This is a genomic window from Mucilaginibacter sp. (assembly GCF_039925265.1).
In the GTDB taxonomy this organism is placed as follows: Bacteria; Bacteroidota; Bacteroidia; order Sphingobacteriales; family Sphingobacteriaceae; genus Mucilaginibacter.
The window spans coordinates 18,544-36,335 of record NZ_JBDSZG010000016.1; the positions used below are offsets into that span (position 1 = coordinate 18,544).

At 44.2% G+C, this 17,792-nt stretch carries 18 protein-coding genes; 8 read left to right on the plus strand and 10 right to left on the minus strand.

From position 1 onward, the window contains the following. Positions 1-7: 7 nt before the first annotated feature. Together ABIX36_RS07975 and ABIX36_RS07980 are read right to left on the minus strand one after the other, a co-directional pair. Positions 8-1,219: an ABC transporter substrate-binding protein gene (locus tag ABIX36_RS07975; RefSeq protein WP_348081637.1), complete on the minus strand. Its 1,212-nt coding sequence runs from the start codon at positions 1,217-1,219 to the stop codon at positions 8-10. An 89-nt stretch (positions 1,220-1,308) separates the two neighbouring features. After that, the gene (locus ABIX36_RS07980; RefSeq protein ID WP_348081638.1) at positions 1,309-1,680 is read right to left on the minus strand and encodes a chorismate mutase; all 372 of its coding nucleotides are present in this window, start codon (positions 1,678-1,680) and stop codon (positions 1,309-1,311) included. Between the two features lie 84 nt (positions 1,681-1,764). Here ABIX36_RS07980 and ABIX36_RS07985 point away from each other — a divergent pair, with 84 nt between their 5' ends. Next, entirely contained in the window at positions 1,765-2,382 is a 618-nt protein-coding gene (locus ABIX36_RS07985; RefSeq protein WP_348081639.1) for a hypothetical protein, read from the plus strand. Between the two features lie 258 nt (positions 2,383-2,640). On the opposite strand, the gene ABIX36_RS07990 is transcribed toward ABIX36_RS07985, so the two are convergent. The 7 genes from ABIX36_RS07990 to ABIX36_RS08020 all read right to left on the minus strand — a co-directional run bounded on the left by ABIX36_RS07990 (position 2,641) and on the right by ABIX36_RS08020 (position 7,786). Then, positions 2,641-4,296 carry a serine hydrolase gene (locus tag ABIX36_RS07990; RefSeq protein ID WP_348081640.1) on the minus strand — a complete coding sequence of 552 codons (1,656 nt, stop codon included), beginning with the start codon at positions 4,294-4,296 and terminating at the stop codon, positions 2,641-2,643. A gap of 64 nt (positions 4,297-4,360) precedes the next feature. Then, complete coding sequence (locus ABIX36_RS07995) at positions 4,361-5,176, minus strand: AraC family transcriptional regulator (RefSeq protein WP_348081641.1); 816 nt, start codon at positions 5,174-5,176, stop codon at positions 4,361-4,363. Positions 5,177-5,196: 20 nt separating this feature from the next. Further along, a complete protein-coding gene (locus ABIX36_RS08000) occupies positions 5,197-5,985 on the minus strand; it encodes an ABC transporter ATP-binding protein (RefSeq protein WP_348081642.1) in 789 nt (262 codons plus the stop codon). A 157-nt stretch (positions 5,986-6,142) separates the two neighbouring features. After that, the gene (locus ABIX36_RS08005) at positions 6,143-6,475 is read right to left on the minus strand and encodes a type II toxin-antitoxin system RelE/ParE family toxin (RefSeq protein ID WP_348081643.1); all 333 of its coding nucleotides are present in this window, start codon (positions 6,473-6,475) and stop codon (positions 6,143-6,145) included. Beyond that, complete coding sequence (locus ABIX36_RS08010; protein WP_348081644.1) at positions 6,465-6,698, minus strand: hypothetical protein; 234 nt, start codon at positions 6,696-6,698, stop codon at positions 6,465-6,467. Before ABIX36_RS08010 ends, ABIX36_RS08005 begins: the two co-directional genes overlap by 11 nt. A 70-nt stretch (positions 6,699-6,768) precedes the next feature. After that, positions 6,769-7,056, minus strand: coding sequence for an Asp-tRNA(Asn)/Glu-tRNA(Gln) amidotransferase subunit GatC (gene gatC / locus ABIX36_RS08015; RefSeq protein ID WP_348081645.1), 288 nt, complete (start codon positions 7,054-7,056; stop codon positions 6,769-6,771). Further along, the gene (locus ABIX36_RS08020) at positions 7,043-7,786 is read right to left on the minus strand and encodes a lysophospholipid acyltransferase family protein (protein ID WP_348081646.1); all 744 of its coding nucleotides are present in this window, start codon (positions 7,784-7,786) and stop codon (positions 7,043-7,045) included. Before ABIX36_RS08020 ends, gatC begins: the two co-directional genes overlap by 14 nt. Positions 7,787-7,827: 41 nt before the next feature. Here ABIX36_RS08020 and trpS point away from each other — a divergent pair, with 41 nt between their 5' ends. The 4 genes from trpS (at position 7,828) to ABIX36_RS08040 (ending at position 10,395) form a co-directional block, all read left to right on the plus strand. Continuing rightward, complete coding sequence (gene trpS, locus ABIX36_RS08025; protein WP_348081647.1) at positions 7,828-8,823, plus strand: tryptophan--tRNA ligase; 996 nt, start codon at positions 7,828-7,830, stop codon at positions 8,821-8,823. Between the two features lie 122 nt (positions 8,824-8,945). Then, on the plus strand, positions 8,946-9,560 hold the full coding sequence (locus ABIX36_RS08030; protein ID WP_348081648.1) for a deoxynucleoside kinase: 615 nt from the start codon (positions 8,946-8,948) through the stop codon (positions 9,558-9,560). Positions 9,561-9,703: 143 nt separating this feature from the next. Then, positions 9,704-10,006: a hypothetical protein gene (locus ABIX36_RS08035; RefSeq protein WP_348081649.1), complete on the plus strand. Its 303-nt coding sequence runs from the start codon at positions 9,704-9,706 to the stop codon at positions 10,004-10,006. Continuing rightward, positions 10,003-10,395, plus strand: coding sequence for a hypothetical protein (locus ABIX36_RS08040; RefSeq protein WP_348081650.1), 393 nt, complete (start codon positions 10,003-10,005; stop codon positions 10,393-10,395). Before ABIX36_RS08035 ends, ABIX36_RS08040 begins: the two co-directional genes overlap by 4 nt. Positions 10,396-10,433: 38 nt before the next feature. Here ABIX36_RS08040 and ABIX36_RS08045 read toward each other — a convergent pair whose 3' ends face one another. Further along, the gene (locus tag ABIX36_RS08045; protein WP_348081651.1) at positions 10,434-12,872 is read right to left on the minus strand and encodes an outer membrane beta-barrel protein; all 2,439 of its coding nucleotides are present in this window, start codon (positions 12,870-12,872) and stop codon (positions 10,434-10,436) included. Between the two features lie 481 nt (positions 12,873-13,353). On the opposite strand from ABIX36_RS08045, the gene ABIX36_RS08050 reads away from it, so the two are divergent. From ABIX36_RS08050 to ABIX36_RS08060, 3 genes are all read left to right on the plus strand, one after another. Further along, positions 13,354-14,964: a CTP synthase gene (locus tag ABIX36_RS08050; protein ID WP_348081652.1), complete on the plus strand. Its 1,611-nt coding sequence runs from the start codon at positions 13,354-13,356 to the stop codon at positions 14,962-14,964. Between the two features lie 75 nt (positions 14,965-15,039). Continuing rightward, positions 15,040-16,860, plus strand: a complete 1,821-nt coding sequence (gene yidC, locus ABIX36_RS08055; RefSeq protein WP_348081653.1) for a membrane protein insertase YidC — start codon at positions 15,040-15,042, stop codon at positions 16,858-16,860. Positions 16,861-17,245: 385 nt separating this feature from the next. Beyond that, on the plus strand, positions 17,246-17,761 hold the full coding sequence (locus ABIX36_RS08060) for a hypothetical protein (RefSeq protein ID WP_348081654.1): 516 nt from the start codon (positions 17,246-17,248) through the stop codon (positions 17,759-17,761). The last annotated feature ends 31 nt before the right edge of the window (positions 17,762-17,792 follow it).

The following is a 17,792-nucleotide window of genomic DNA, read 5'->3' on the forward strand; positions in this document are numbered from 1 at the left end:
AATTTCCTTACTCACTCTTCCCTACTAAAGTCCATTTGTAACTCGCGCCATCTTTCACAATACCAAAGTAATCAAACGTTCCGCTGGCACGATCGCCGGCGGCATCTAAGGCATCGGCACCGGTTACGCCGGTATCTTTGTTAGCTTCGGCCACAAAAAGGGTTTTTATCTTGGCAAAGTCGGTGGTGCTGCCGTCGGTAGCTTCCAGCGTGTAAGCTATCGTCCAAAGTGCATCGTAAGCGGCTAAGGCGTAAGCATCCGGGTCGATACCGGTTTTTGCTTTTATGCGTGCGGCCAATGGCTCCCATTTGGTTTTAAACGCATCGGGCAAGCCAAACGATGGCGCGAAAAAGCCTGTTTTAATGGCAAACTCCGCAACAACTGGGTCGGTTAGTAGCGCGGTGCTCAGCACTACGCCGTCGCCGCCGTACCATTTAATACTATTAAGAGTTGGTTCTGTGCTGGCCAGTTTAAACAGCTCGATACCTTCATCAAACGACGCTAAATATACAGCAACTTTGCCGACACCCTTAGCCGTGGTTAAACGCGCAACTTCTGTTTTGATGCTGGCTATAACCGATGCATAATTGGCCGAAGTAATTGGGTACGGTGCAATGGCACTAACCTCGCCGCCTTTAGCGGTAAACGCGGCACCGGTTGAGGTTTGCAGGCCTTTGTTGCCGGCATCATCGCGGGCAACGGTAACTAAACCTGTACTGCCTTGCTTAAAAATAGTAGCGCCACTTGCTGCACCTTCAATTTTATCTGATGGACAAAAGCGGAAAATATTATCACCCGCGATAGCTAAACTACCCGCCGTACTGCTCTGGCTTACTACCAATACATCGTGAGCATCAGCCTCGGGCTTTATGGCAGCAAGCTCGGCGCTCGACTGCGGGCCGATAACGAATTTTACGCCGACGTCTTTAGCAGCAACAAAAAGTAATCTTGCGGTTTCGGTTTCCAGTTTAGTATCTGATATCGCTACCTCAATGTGGAACTTGGCATCTTTTTGCGCCAGGTATTTATTGATATCCTCCTGCGCCAGTTCCAAAGCAGCCCTTGAAGTTATGCCCAGCGACGACCAGTTGCCGGTAATGGAAAACAAACCCTGCACCTTTACAGGCTGCGATACCACAACTTTTTTTGATTTGGCACAACTTTGTACAAGCAGCGTAACAGCCAGTAATGCAATAACGGGGAGTAATAGTTTTCTCATTTACAGCAGATTATTTTAATCCGCAAAATACATAAAATTATCTTTTGGCAAACGGCATTAACCCTCACAACCCCAGTTTTAATTAAGTCTTAATTTTTAGTTGTGCTGTCGCTTTCCATCCGCAGGCTTTCTTCATGTATAGCGTTCATCAATTCGGTAATAAAAACGGGCGAGAGCCCTTCCTTACCACCGGCAATTATGGCTTTATCTACCACCTCTTTAAATCGCGCGGGCTGCAACGGCGGGATGTTGTTCTTCTTTTTATACACACCTATTTCCTGCACAATGTGCTGCCTGCTGCCCAAAACGCTTATCAACAATTTATCCAGCGAATCTATCTTTTTACGGCTGGCGCTTAACTCCTGGTTTATTACTTCGGCACTTTTCTGCTGGGCCGATGCGGTAAAACCAAGCGCTACACAGCAAACGGTGCAAACCAGCATACTCTTAATGTATTTCATGGGTGGCGGGGTTAATTATTAGTGAAAAATACACAAAATTATTAATCTGCCGCTTAGTATATTTAGCCTGTTTAATTTATATAAATGGGCGAATTTTTATTTGATACAAAAGGTCTTTCACAAGACACTATCGACAACTTCCAGGCAACTTATGATGAGTTGCGGGCGCATTTTAATATGCAGCTTACCGGCCACATCAATTTCCATCTGGAAGATTTCGATGCCTTTAACCATTACCACGATTATAACCTGCTGGGCTCCTATGTTATTAAAAATGGGCGCAGCGATTGTTATATCCTATTTTTAGATACGCATACCAAAAAAGCGCACGAAGGCTTAATAACCGATCATTTTGAATACCAAACCTGGGCATTGGCTTATCTTAAACGCGATTTTGGACGCGTAAAGATCCGCCCGGAAACGCTGAGGGATAAACTTGCCGAACTGATACATCCGCTGGAACTCGACTTTAAAGAAGACAAAGCCTTTAGCGACACTTTTTATGTAATGGTGAACGACCACGCCAAAGCCATCAACTGCATGGACCGCCACTTCCGCAACGCGGTGATGGATATCCGTGAGGATGATTTTGTGATAGAGATAGTGAACCATACGCTCGTTATCGGCAATAAAAAACCCATTACGCCTGAGCGCGCCGTTTACATGGCGGAATTTGTTTGCAAGCTGGCGGAGGTGTGTTAAAACCCTCAAGTTCCCCTCTTGAGGGTAATAGCCTATCATTAGACAGATTTCATAAAACGTTCCGCTGGAACGTGAAAATTGCCGTTATTTTTTCTACCCATGAGACGTTCCTCCGGAACGATTTTGTTTCTTCATCCCTTCGGGATGTTTTATGGGTAGAAAATGCAAAAGAACCCTCTAACGTTCCAGCGGAACGTCTTATGAATTACCCGCCTGTCTAATGATAGGCTATTACTCTTGAGAGGGGAACTTTTCATCCTACTTCAGCACCGCCGGTAAAATATATTGCTGCATTATTTTATCTGCCTGTGGATGCGCGTAACCTTCGTTGTAAGCTTTTGCGGTGATGATAACCACCAGCGGTTGATCTTTAAAAATAAAGATCTTATTACCGCCGTTGCCGGTGCAGTACCAGGTTTCGTAAGCTTTATCGCCAATGGTGTAGGTTTTGTTCCAGAACAGGTAGCCATAATTACCGGGACCAACCACATTGGCAGGCAGGGCAATTTGTTTGGTGAATGATTTTTCAACCCACGCCTTCGGGATAATCTGTTTGCCGTTCCAAACGCCGTTGTTTTTATAAAGCTGCCCAAATTTGGCAAAATCCAACGCTCTTAGCCTGATACCGCCTGCGGTACTCGGTACATGCTGCGGCGTGTACGGCCATTGATAACTCGTGATGCCTAATGGCCTAAGTAATTTATTATCGGCATATTTCTCCAACCCGCCGGGTACTTTTTGGTTGAGGATATCCCCCAATACCACTACGCCGGCGGTAAAATAATTCCAGCTTTTGTAGGCTTGCTTGCTGCTATCCACCTTTAGGTCCAGCGCAAATTTTACCCAGTTATCCATCGGGTACATAATGTTTTCGTTGCCCGGGGAGTTATCATCGCTATCATTCGCATCAAAAACAGAACTCATGGTAAGCAGACTTTTTATGGTGATGCTGTCCTTTTTGGGCGAGTAATTCTGGTAATTCTTCAGGTTGTAAAACTCGCTCAGCGTTTGCTGTTCTGATTTAATGTATCCTTCTTTAATGGCAATGCCCATTACTGCCGATGCGAATGTTTTACCTACCGAGCGTGGGTCGTGCAGGCTGTCCCGCCCTTCGCCATTAAAATATTCCTCTATTAAAAGCTTACCGTTTTTGATAACTACGATACCGCTGATGTTCTTAAACTTGTTTTGGGCTATCCTCTCGTTCATGCCCATGATCAGTTTTTTATCGTAAGCTTCTGTAGATACCGGCCAGCCGCTGTTGGGTTTAATGGCCTGGATCTGTATATCCTTCACCTCCGCAGGAGGTACAATTATCTTTAAATCGCCTTTGGCAATAATATCACCCACCTTAAGCGTAGGGATGGCAACGTAAGGGCGTAATTCCACCCGTAAAGTATGCGAGCCTGTGGTTAAGGCATCTTCGCCTCCGCGCATCATCAGGCGGCCAAAGAGGTAGCGGCTCCACATATCCTCGTGCTTAGTGCTGATGAGTTTAATCCGCAAGGCGGTACGGCTGTTTTTTATCCACGCGTAGCCCGCACCTTTGTGCAGGTTTTCCTGGTAAATGAGCTTATCATCAATGTAAAAAGAGAAATGATAATTACCCTCGTTTAGTTGCGCCACCGTAAGATCGGGTGCCATTTGGTGCTGGTAATTGGTAAGCGAGTTACCCATAAACGCGCACATGCTGAGGTTGTTGTTGGGGTCGAGGATCAGCTCACTTACTATGTCGGCATCTTTTATCTGCGCTGCAAGGATGGTGTCGTTCAAAAAAATAATGCGACCGATATTGGCTTGATGCCTGGGGGCAGTAATAGGTTCCGGCGTTACAATATCGGTGGTTTGCGCGGTTGCCCGAAGCACGATGACGCAGAGAGCGGCAAATAATAAATGTTTTATGTTGGTATGCATGTTTTCAGTTTTGATGTTGTTCCTGCAAATCTCCGCTAAATTACACCTGCAAAATAGAACAGGATTAACATGCCCGCATTAAAAGTTTGCGATAAACGGTGGGGTTTGCCTGGTTAAAGCTTTTAAAGCTACGCAGAAAATGGCTCTGGTCGGCAAAGCCGCAGGTAAGGGCAATATCGGTAAGCGAGAGATGCCTGCTCGGCAGTAAGGCAAAGGCTTTTTCTATCCGAAGCTTGCGGATATACTCGCCCAGATTGCACTGGAAATATTTAGAAAAGTCGCGGGATAGATGCACGGGGTGGATCTGCAGCGTAGCGGATAATTCGCTCAGCGTAAATTTGCAGGCAATACTATCGTTCAAAATATCCCTCAACCTGCCAACCCAAATTGGCGTTTGCTTAGCAGCGGCCACACTATCGCCCTGCATCTGCGCTAAAGCCTGCAACAATAATATTTCGGTAGAAAGCGCGGTAATGCCGTCCTGGATGTTAGTTTCGCGGAAGATCTTGTAGAAAAGGAATTTCACATCGGGGTTTGCTACCGCGAAACTGCCCTGTAAATTATCCCGGTAAAATTTGAAACTATTGAACCAGCTTTCGTTCAGTTCGATATGGAAACCTCTTGTAAACCCTTTGGGTTTGATGTTATAATGAGCATCCTGCCAGTTGTGGAACAGCAGGCTGCCGGCGGTGCAGTTGTAAACTTCCTTTTTGTTGCCCTCTATAACTTTGCCATCCAGTATGAAAGTAAAGTAGGCGTTATCGTGGTAGTGCCAGTCTACCCGGTCGTGCGTGTATTCGGTATCCGTAATGGTGGCAAAATCCAGGTGAATGGTGCTGTTGGTTTGCCCATAAAAGCGACCAGTTTTTAAATTCTCCACAATTCCGCCCCACAATTTTACTATTCCTTCCCCAAATCAATCCCCGCAGCAACGCTATGCTGGCGCACGGTTTGGATGTTGGTGTTCATGTAATCCTTCTCTACCAAACCATCGCGCATACGTACAATGCGGTGGGCGTGCTGGGCTATATCCTCCTCGTGCGTTACCAGGATAATGGTATTGCCTTTGGCGTGGATGTCTTCTATCAGCCCCATAATTTCTATCGAAGTTTTAGTATCAAGGTTACCGGTTGGCTCATCCGCAAGGATGATGGATGGATTGTTGATCAGCGCACGGGCCACGGCTACACGCTGGCGCTGACCACCCGAAAGCTCGTTAGGGCGGTGATCTGTACGGTTACCCAGGCCTACGTTTTCTAACGCAGCTTTGGCACGGTCGCGCCTTTTTTCTTTGCTGATGCCGGCATAAACCAACGGCAGGGCAACATTATCTAAAGCACTGTTACGTGGTAAAAGGTTAAATGTTTGAAAAACGAAACCGATCTCAGTATTACGCACTTCGGCTAATTCGTTATCCGTCATGTGGCTTACGTTGATACCGTTGAGGATATACTCGCCTTTGGTTGGTGTATCCAAGCAACCCAAAATATTCATCAGGGTAGATTTTCCCGAACCCGACGGCCCCATTAGCGCCACAAACTCGCCTTTGTTAATAGTTAGCGTTACCGATTTTATAGCGTGTATGATCTCGGCACCAATAACGTACTTACGGCCAATGTCTTTGATAATAATAAGTGGCTCTTCCTTGGTTTTTAATGGCGCGTCCTTGGATTTGTTCAGTGGTATCATCCGTTTTTCTTTCTTTGACAGTAAGGAGGGTGAAAATGTTACAGGGAGAAAGATAAAAGATAGTAGAATCAAGAGACAGGAATCAAGAGACAAGATTAAAAGCTTCAACTTAGCCGATTTTCTTGTTTCTTATCTATATACAATGACGATTGAAAAGTTAAATTATTCCTTCTCCTTTTAGTCGCTTAGAAATAATAGCCGGGTCAACACTGTCATGTTCACTTTTCAGATAAACCTCTGATAAGTATACCGTTTCCTCTACAAAAACAACAAAAGTAATAACTCTTGCCCCGCCAGATTTTCCCTTGTTACTGCCTGAGATAGACAAGCGTATTTTGTAATAACCACCACCAATATCCGTGCCTTTGGTTGGGTTCTCCTTCAAGTCGTTAATAAGTGCCGCTAAATCGGTTCTTACGCCTTTGTGCTTTTTGGCAATGCGTTTAATTTCTTTGTCAAAGTGAGCAGTGATTTTAACTTTATAGCTCATCAAGCAGTTCAGTTGCGTCCCTTAACTGAATTTCCCCACGTTGGTGTGCTCTAATCTCCCCCATCGATTTCTTTAAATTCTTATAGATCTTTTGCTCCGACTTATTCAAAGGCCTTTCTTCGGATTGCGCCGCGACGCTATAATCCAACCCCAAAGCGTCCAAAACAGCTTTAATAGCTTTTTCAGATTTCTTATTATCGATATTTACGGTTAAAGTCGTCATCTTAACAAATTTACAATTGTTATTCCAATTATTAAAGTCCGTCGGTAGCGTTTATATTTAATGCATCCAACTACTTTATCACCTTAGCTACCAAAAAGTGGCTGCCATCATGGTCAGGAGCGTTCTTAAGGGCCTCTTCAGTAGTGATCACCTGTTTCACGACATCTTCACGCAGGATGTTGGGCTCGTCGGTCATGTATACCAATGGTTCTACGCCGGTGGTATCTACCTCGTTCAGCTTATCCATAAAGCCCAGTATCTTGTTCATATCGGCAATCATCTCCGCCTTTTCATCGGGGGCAAGTTCAAGCCTGGCAAGGTGGGCTATTTTATCAACTGTTTGTTCATCTATGGTCATGCTCTGCTAATTTTTGGCTGATGATGGCGTGCACCTCGTCGCGCAAGGCGTCGGCATCATCAATAGTTAAATGCGCCGTTTCTATCGGCTTATGTACAAATATATTACATACACCCGGTTTCGAGCCATATTTCAGGCCGTCGTCCCATAAAATTTCCCAGGTATTTAATGATGTAACCGGGATGATGGGCAATTTAAGTTCGATAGCCATGCGGAAAGGGCCGTTCTTGAATTCTTTTAGTTCGGGAGGGTAATGATCGGGGATTGTAGCTTCGGGGAAGATGATGGTGGTAACGCCACTTTCTAAACGTTCCATTACTTTTTTAAAGGCACGGAAGGATGCGATTTTGCTTTGCCTGTCAACTGGTACGTCCACCGTTCGGAAGAACAAACTCGTCACAAAAAAATCGGCCAGTTCCTGTTTACCCATAAAACAGCAATCGTTGGTTTTCACAAAAATGCTCATGGCAGTAATATCCAGGTTGCTGGTGTGGTTGGGGCAAATGATATACGTGCGGCTCCAGTCTATCGGTTGCTCTATCTCAAAAACATACAATATGCCTACGCAAAACGAACTCACTATGCCCCATACCCGCCGCAGGGCGTTCATGTACTTGTATCGGGAAGGTTTACGCGAAAAGAAGTAAAAGAAAGGGAATAATAATAAGTATGAAAATGCCACGCTAAAGGCGTAAAGGTAAACGTGAACTTTCTTCAATATCATTTTCATCAGCCTCAAAAATATAAAAAATACTTACTTTCGCCCCCTATATGGAAACTGTTGTTAGTGGTATACGATCTACCGGGAACCTGCACTTAGGTAATTATTACGGAGCTGTTCAAAACTTCGTGAAAATGCAGCATGAATACAACTGCTATTTTTTTATTGCCGACTTGCATTCTTTAACCACGCACCCCACCCCCGCCAACCTGCATGGCGCTGTGAAACAAGTTTTGGTGGAGTACCTGGCCTCTGGGATCGATCCTGAAAAATCTACCATTTACGTACAAAGCGACGTGCCCGAGGTATCTGAATTGTACCTGTACCTCAACATGAACGCCTACACCGGCGAACTGGAACGCTCCACATCTTTTAAAGATAAAGTGCGCGCCAACCCCGATAACGTAAACGCCGGGCTGCTCACCTATCCTGTGCTGATGGCTGCTGATATATTAATACACAAAGCCACCAAAGTACCTGTGGGTAAAGATCAGGAGCAACACCTGGAAATGAGCCGCACCTTTGGCAACCGCTTTAACCGATTATATAATAACGAATATTTCCCCGAGCCTTATGCTTTCAGCCTTGGCGAGAGCCTGGTAAAAATACCGGGGCTTGATGGCAAGGGCAAAATGGGCAAAAGCGAAAGCGAAGGCAACGCGATATTTTTATCAGACACGCCGGAAGCCATCCGCAAAAAAGTAATGCGCGCCGTTACCGATGCCGGCCCTACTACCGAGAACCAGGCAAAACCTCAGGAGATCCAAAACCTGTTCGACCTGATGAAAGTGGTATCTACACCAGATACTTACACCCATTTTGATAACCTATACAATAGCATGGGCATCCGTTATGGCGACCTGAAAAAACAGCTTGCCGAGGATATGATCATCGCTACCCAACCCATCCGCGAAAAAATAAACGATATAGCCAACGATGCCCCATACCTGCGCCAGGTTGCGATTTACGGAGCCGCCAAAGCCCGCGAAAGCGCCCAGAAAACAATCAGGGAGGTGAGGGAAATTATTGGTTTCAGGAAGTTTTAATTCGGTTCATAGTTGATGGTTCATAGTTCATAGTGTATATTAGCCATGTAGCTAATGTAGTTTGTGGGCTATACTTCTCGCCACGAACTATGATCTATTAACCAAGAACAAATAACAAACACATGCACATAGCTATTGTAGGAAATATTGGCGCGGGTAAAACTACACTTACCGAAATGCTGGCAAAAAATTATGGTTGGGAACCCCTTTACGAGGCGGTAGACAATAACCCCTACCTGGAAGATTTTTACAGCGAAATGAAACGCTGGAGCTTTAACCTGCAGATCTATTTCCTCAACAGCCGCTACCGCCAGATAGTGGAGATACAGCGCAGTGGACGCAACATTATACAGGACCGTACCATTTACGAGGATGCCTACATCTTTGCCGAGAACCTGCACGATATGGGCCTGATGACCACCCGCGATTATGAGAACTACGAAAGCATGTTTGATAACATTACCGAGTTCATTAAACCGCCCGATCTGCTGGTGTACCTAAAAGCATCTGTTCCAACGCTGGTAAATAACATCCAGCGCCGCGGCCGCGAATACGAAATAGGCATCCGGATAGATTACCTCTCTAAACTGAACGAGAAGTACGATAAATGGATAAAAAACTATAAGCTGGGCAAATTGCTGGTGCTGGATAAGGATAACCTGGATTTTGCCAACAAAACCGAAGATATGGCCACGATTGTAGAGAAGATAGAGCGCGAGATAAACGGGTTGTTTTAAATGCATCTCCTGAAAAGGAGACAATGACATAACGAGGCGTTTTTATTGTCCGAAAACGATAATACACTTTAATTCGAAACATTTTTGAGCGAATGAGTCATATAAGTTCTAAAGGAATCCGGTTGTTGTTCTGCTTGCCATTTATGCTTTCCTGCAGTTGGTTCAACGATGATTGGAAATTGCTCGATCTTCATTCCTTTAGCATCTCAGTACCTCAAAACTGGAAATATAAAAAACTCCAGGGCGAAGATTCATTTATAGGCCAAATAAATGGCCCCGGCGTTTCTCTTGCTTTCGATTTCAGCGACATGGGCTACGCAGGAGATCTCCCACCGACCGAACAACAGTACATAAACGGCAGAGACTGGGATAAAGGTTTCTTTTATAAGCCTGGCATCACCTACACTGCAAATTTTAATGTAAAAAAAGAGAAGCCGCCCAAATGAAAAAGCTTGGGACCACAGATTCTACCCTGGTTAAAGTGGAAGCAGACCCCAGCTATGAAACTAAAAAAAATGTGCTTTTGCCTACATCGGCAGAAAAAATAAAATTCCCTAAAGCCGACTATGTAGCTCACCTTTCTTACAGGGAAGAAAAATTACATATGCCGATAGAAATACCGGCATATGTAAAAATTCATAACTTCCGGATTGATACCACAGATAAATATTTCATTAAAACCGTTTGGCCAAAGGTACCCGGGCAAGGGCTAACCGGCGTTTATTATAAAGGCCGAAACAATCGGCTTACTTTTAATTTAGCTGGCGCACGTTTGTCTGCCGCACAACAAGATCTGGCCCTAAAAGCATTTAAAACCATTAAAATAAACGATTAGTAGAAAATTGGCGGAGGCCATGCCCCCGCCGACTTACGTTAATTTGATGAGGACGCGCCCTGCACATCATCATTACTAATGCCTCTCTTATTCTTCTTTACAGCCTCTTTCAGTTTACCAAAGCGGTAGTTAAGGCTGGTGGTAAACCCTCTGAAGTACGACCGGTTAATATTTGTTTGCGTAAAATCGGGCCCGAACGAATCCCTTATGTTATTGCGGTATTTGCTAAAAGGGTTGTTTGCCGTTGCAGAAAACGAAAGCTTATCCTTCACTATATCTTTATTAACACTGAATGAGATACTGGCATAAGCATTTGAAGTTCCCTGTATAGATAGGTTTGGTCCGTTTAAAAACACGTTGGTACTGGCGCGCCAGCCTTTTTCAAAATTATAGCCGCTATTGAAAGATGCGCCGTACATCAACCCCTGATTTTTTACCAGCACTCCGTTCACTATCCCCTGCACCCGGCCATGCGCTATTCTGCCGTTAAGAGATGAGCTCCATTTTTTGGTGATGGGATAATTTATACTGGCGTTAAAGGTGAACAGCCGGGCCCTGCCGGTATTATCAAAACTACTGCGGGTTATATTAGTAGCGGGGTTAAAAACCACAACGGGCATGATCAGGTCATTAAAATAATTATAGCCAAGCATCAGATTCAACGATGCCTTTTTGGTTCTGCTATAGCTTAATTGGATACTGTTTGATACCGCGGGTTTAAGATCGGGATTTCCGGATGATTCAAAATTCGGGTTCGACCTGTCCACAAAGGGGTTCAGCTGATAAATACCCGGCCGCTGGATCCTCTGAGAAAACCCTAAGTTAAGGGTACTGGAATTTTTAAACCGCCTGTTAATACTTACCGATGGAACTATATTGAAGAAGTTTTTGCGCAGCTGTGTCGTTGTCGAAATAAAATCAGCATCAATAAAGGTCTCCTCTATCCTCGCCCCCGCCTTAAACGCCCAGTTTTTAAAACTGTAGCTATAGCTGTTGTAGGCACCAAATACATTTTGATTATTATTGAATTTATTGCTTCGTGCCGGGTCGGTTTCAAAATCACCGGTAACCGGGTTAAACCCCTGGTATTGAAAATCGCTGTTATTATCTCTAATAATTGCTTTCAGGCCCGCTTCTATATTTAATTTCTTTACCGGGTGCACGTAATCTACCTGGAAAGTTTGTTCTGATGACTCGCCCACATTATGCTGCAAATAGTCGGGCGTGGCGTAATTCACACGATTTGATGCCGTTAAGGCCGCGTTTTGCCTGTTATTGAATGTATAATACTGGTACGAGAACGTAAGCAGCCTTTGCTTACTGCTTTTAAAACCCAGCTGATAATTTAACCCTACATTTATTCCCCGGCCTCCAGCCTCATTGTTATTATATAAATCATACTGCTGCACAACGTTGGCCCCTTCATTCAATACAGAACGCTGCATATTTATACCATCCTGGTTATTTCCGTTGATGTTAAACTGCCCCGAGACCAGGTTAAGGCTATCTATCTCATAGCTCAGGCCTAATTCTGCATAACCGTTTTTGCCATCAAATTCGGCCGAGTTATTTTGGTTAAGCTTAGTGGGATTGCTTCCGGTGGTTAACCTTTGGATGGAATTGATTACTTCCGGCGAATTTGAAACATTAGCGCCAAAAAAACTCGACACCTCCAATTTGCCCTGTTTGGAAGAAAACGACCCGCCCAACCTGGGGCCACCTACCGGGAACACCTCGCTTACATTTATGGTACCATTGTAACCATTAGTCACTTTTTTGTTGGTTACAATGTTAATGAGGCCCGCTATACCCTCGGCATCGTACTTAGAGGAAGGATTTGTGATCACCTCAATGCTTTGAATAGTTGATGCAGGCATACTTTTGAGGATATTCTTAGCATCGCGCTCCATCATACTGGATGGTTTGCCATTAATCAATATTTTGTAACCGCTGTTCCCTTTCAACAGGATATTATCATCGCCATCAACAGTTAATAAAGGCACTTTGCGCATCATCTCCAGCACACTATTACTTTTGCTATCCGGGTCTGCCTTTAAATCATAGGTAAGCTTGTCTATCTCCTGTTTTATAATGGCTCTATCGGCTGTAACGGCCACTGTTTTAAGTTGAGTGGTCTGTTCTCTGATGGCTATACTTCCCAGGTCCAATGTAAGTTTGGAATCATCTGTAAGGTTGGCAGGTATGGTTTTTGAATTATAGCCAACATTTACCATCACAATAAGGTACTTACCCGATGGTAGCTTGTCAAATTTGAAAGTACCGTCGGCCTTTGTAACTACCGTGCGCACAAGTTGCTTTGTTGCATTTCGCAAATTAACGGTTACATAGCTTACAGGTTTTTTTGATACAGAATCAGTTGTGATTCCATTTACCGCGAATAATACCGGGGCTGTTTGCCCGAACACCGGGATCACAGCGATTAAAAGGAGGAGGATGAGTATGAGTTTGAGTTTCATAGTTTGTTAGTTAAATTTTTGAGAGAAAAAATATTGCCCATTCCGCAGCCTTCGTCAAGGCCCCCATTTAACATAATACCATGTAATGCATAGTACTATAGGTATAGGACGTTATCCTAAATGGATTTGTTACACTTTATTTAAGTAAATTTTTATTTATTATTTTAAGTTGAAAATCAGGTAGTTAAATTAATTTTATAGGCAGTGAATATTTAAAATCGCTACCGAACACGGTTAATTTAACTACTATTTTGCCTCATCACTCCCTGCTTTTATGCATGTAGTGATGAGTTGCGCCTAATAAACCGTTCAAGTTTCTTCAACCGTTTAACATTATAACCTTTCAGCTTTCCAACATTGCTACGTTTTCCACAATTGCATTTTTGATACCCCATAACCCGCAAATTTTCTTACTTTTGTACCCCGTACACAAACATTCGGCAACGGCCATATTCCGCTGCCGGGATTTCAAAAAAATCTCATGACTAAATACATTTTTGTTACGGGTGGCGTTACTTCGTCATTAGGCAAAGGCATTATTTCTGCCTCGTTAGCTAAACTCCTCCAGGCCCGCGGTTACCGCGTTACCATCCAAAAGTTCGACCCGTATATTAATATCGACCCGGGAACCCTTAACCCTTACGAGCATGGCGAATGCTACGTTACCGAGGACGGTGCAGAGACCGATCTTGACCTTGGTCACTACGAGCGTTTTTTGAACACCCCAACGTCAAAGGCTAATAATATCACCACCGGCCGTATTTACCAGAACGTGATCAACCGCGAACGCGAGGGTGCTTTTCTTGGTAAAACCGTGCAGGTTGTTCCGCACATTACCGATGAGATCAAACGCAACATGCGCATCCTGGGCGAAACCGGCGACTACGATATCGTAATAACTGAAATTGGTGGCACCGTTGGCGATATCGAATCGCTGCCCTTTGTGGAAGCCGTACGCCAGTTTAAATGGGAAGTTGGCAGCGGCAACGCGCTGGTTATCCACCTTACCTTAATACCTTATTTGGCTGCCGCAGGCGAGTTGAAAACTAAGCCTACCCAGCACTCGGTAAAAATGCTTTTGGAGTACGGTATCCAGCCGGATATACTGGTTTGCCGTACCGAGCACCATATTAATATGGATATCCGTAAAAAGATAGCCCTGTTTTGTAACGTAAACATCAACGCGGTTATCGAGTCGATGGATGCATCAACTATTTATGATGTACCCTTGCTGATGCTGAAAGAGCAGTTAGATAAAACCGTATTAACCAAACTAAAGCTCCCTCACAAGAATGAGCCAAACCTGGATAGCTGGAAAGAGTTTTTGGGTCGCCTTAAAAACCCTACCTCCGAAGTGCGCATTGGCCTGGTAGGTAAATATGTGGAGCTGCCGGATGCCTACAAATCTATCATCGAATCGTTCATCCACGCGGGTGCCAAAAACGAATGCAAGGTAAAGGTACAGTACATCCCATCGGAACAATTAACTGTAGAGAACGCTATAGACAAGCTGAAAGGCTTACATGGCGTATTGGTTGCCCCTGGCTTCGGCGAGCGTGGTTTTGAAGGTAAAATAGAGGCGATCCGTTACGTGCGCCAAAATAACATTCCGTTCTTTGGTATCTGTTTGGGTATGCAGTGCGCCGTGGTTGAATTTGGCCGCAATGTATTGGGCCTTGCCAACGCCAGCAGCACAGAGATGAACCAGGACACCCCGCACCCGGTTATCGCCATGATGGAAGATCAGAAAAACATCACCAATAAAGGTGGTACCATGCGTTTAGGCTCCTACCCGTGCGACCTTAAAAAAGGAAGCAAGGCAGCTGCTATTTACGGCAAAACCTCCATCACCGAACGCCACCGCCACCGTTACGAGTTTAACAACGAGTACCTTAAACAGTACGAAACCGCCGGTTTACTGCCATCGGGCATTAACCCCGAAAACGGCTTGGTAGAGGTAGTTGAACTTAAAAACCACCCGTTTTTTGTGGGCGCGCAGTTCCACCCGGAATTAAAATCAACAGTTGCAAATCCGCACCCACTTTTTATTAACTTTGTCGCCGCTTCGCTGGCCTACGCACGCAAGAATTAACAATTAAAACAGTAGGTTGATGGACACCCGGTTGTAACAAAACCAGCCGATGTTAATCATACGATATATTAGATAATGGATAGAAATACGTTTACAGGATTATTCCTGATCATGATCATCATGGGGGCCTCGATCTATTTTATGAAGCCCAGTGATGAGGCCATAAAAAAGGAAAAAGAAGTTGCCCACCAGGATTCGCTTAAAAGAGCCGGCGTAAAAGAGCCCGCTGCAGTCGCCAAGTTTGATACCGTTAAAAAATCTACCGTGGTAGATTCTGCCGTATTAAAAACCGCTTTTGGTGCAGCAACCGTGGGCCAGGAACAATTTGTTACCGTTGAGAATGATGAGCTTGTGCTTAAACTTTCTACAAAAGGCGGTCGCATTTATTCTGCCGAGTTAAAAAAGTTTAAAACCGCTTACAAAAAACCGCTAATTCTTTTCAGCGGCGATAAAAACACCTTCGGTTTAAACTTTAGCGCGCAGGGCAAAACCATCAATACCAACGATCTGTACTTTACCCCAAGTGCAAAAGCGTTAACCGTTGCGGCCAAAGATTCTGCTTCGCTAACCATGCGTTTAAGCTACAGCCCTACCCAGTATATAGATTACGTCTACAGTTTAAAAGGCACCGGCTACAAATTGGGCCTTACCATTAAACCTGTTGGCCTGGATCAGGTTATCGCCAATAGCGGCACGCTTAACATCAGCTGGGCAGCCAGCCTGCTTAAGCAAGAAAAAGATATTGCGCAGGAACGCCAATATACAACCGTTTACTACAAAAACACCGACAACGAGGTTGATTACTTAGCCGAAACTAAAGACGATACAAAATCCATTACTGATAAAAAAATGCAATGGGTTGCGTTTAAACAGCACTTTTTCTCAAATGCGTTGATCGCTACAGGCGGCATCAGTAAATCTAACTTAACGGTTAGCCATGATATTGCCGATACTACCGATGTGAAGCAAATGAAGGCAGATCTCACGCTTGGTCGCAATGCTTTGGGCGAGGCGCCGTTGCTATTTTATTTTGGTCCAAACCGTTACTCTACCTTAAAAGACCAGGGTTACGATCTGCAAAAACTGGTTAACCTGGGCTGGGGACCATTAAAATACATCAACCAGTTTGCTACCCTGCCTATATTTAACTTCCTGAATAAATTTAACTGGAACTACGGGATTATTATATTAGCGCTTACCGTTATTTTGAAGTTGGTATTATCGCCGCTTACCTACAAGTCGTACTTAAGTATGGCCAAGATGCGCGTGCTGAAGCCGGAAATGGACGAGATAAAAGGCAAAGTTGGTGAAGATAATCCTACCCTTTTACAGCAGGAATACTTAAAGCTTTACAAAAAAGCAGGCGTGAACCCGCTGGGTGGTTGTTTGCCGTTGGTGATACAAATGCCGATAGTGATCGCGTTCTTCCGCTTTTTCCCAAGCTTATTTGAGCTTCGCGGCCAAAGCTTCCTGTGGATGCACGATCTTTCTACCTACGATTCGGTGATCACCTTCGCGCCAATATTTGGGGTAAGCCACATCAGTTTGATGTGTTTGCTGATGACCATCTCTACGCTGATCTACACGTATTTCAACAACCAGATCTCGGGCGCAACCGGGCAGATGAAATACATCGGCTACATTACGCCGCTTATCTTCCTGATCACGCTGAATAGCTATCCATCAGGTTTGAACTACTACTACTTTCTGGCCAACATGCTCACCTTCTTACAGCAATACCTGATCAAATTCATGGTTGATGATAAGAAGATCCATGCCCAGATCCAGGAGAATAAAAAGAAACCCGATGACCCTAAAAAGAAAAAAACAGGTTTCGGCGCCAAACTCGACGAAATGATGCGCCAGCAAGCACAAGTGCAGACGAAGAAGAAGTAGAGTTTAGCGATTGGTGATTAGAGATTAGTCAACCACAATCATATAGAAGCCCCGTTAGTGATACTATCGGGGCTTTGCTTTTAAAGATTCTTCCGTTTATCTTCACCACATGAGGCTTTTAAAAAACGCACTGTTATTACTTTCAACTGCATGCTTGACAGGTTGTGCAGGCCCGCCAAATAAAACGGATAAGAAAAGCCTCCAAACTGTTAAAACAGATGCGCACCCCAAAAAAACATCTGAGAAAGAACTTATCCTTAACAGTACGAGTTATACCAAAAACCCAGCGCCAATTACGCGCTTACCGTTCGGAGTTAAATTTTCCCGGAACCATGTGCCTTCTTCATCCTACTATACAAAGCTAATTTACCACGATATTAGCCGATTGATAGGTATAGGAGGCTTCGATAAAAAGGCACTAAGCGAAATTAAGCTCTATAAACTCCCGCCAATCAAAAAACTCGACTGGATAAATATAGCAGCCCAAGACTCTATAACCTGCAAAGACGGAACACCATTCAATACTGTATTTAAAATAAACAAGTATAGGTACCGATTGCCAGATAAAGACGGGCTCGAATATTATTACATGTGCGACTATGATGTGCGGCATGCAGAATTCCCGGCAACGGTTGTAATGAATTGCAAAACCTTCTTGTATGATTTTTATGGAATATTAATAGTGTATAACAGGAATGAGGAATCTGCTAAGGTACTGCCGATATACTTCGACACATTTGGAGGTGATTATTTGACTTACTCCCGCCATTTTTATATCGATAGCAAGTTTACCATTCATGTAATAGATTCGGCCGTAGGGGAAGAAAGTATAGTGCTTGGCAATAGGTATGATATATCAATTTTACCGGACGGCAACGTCGCTAATCACATAAAAAAATAAAATCTTGTATTTTTTTATTTTTTTTATGCAT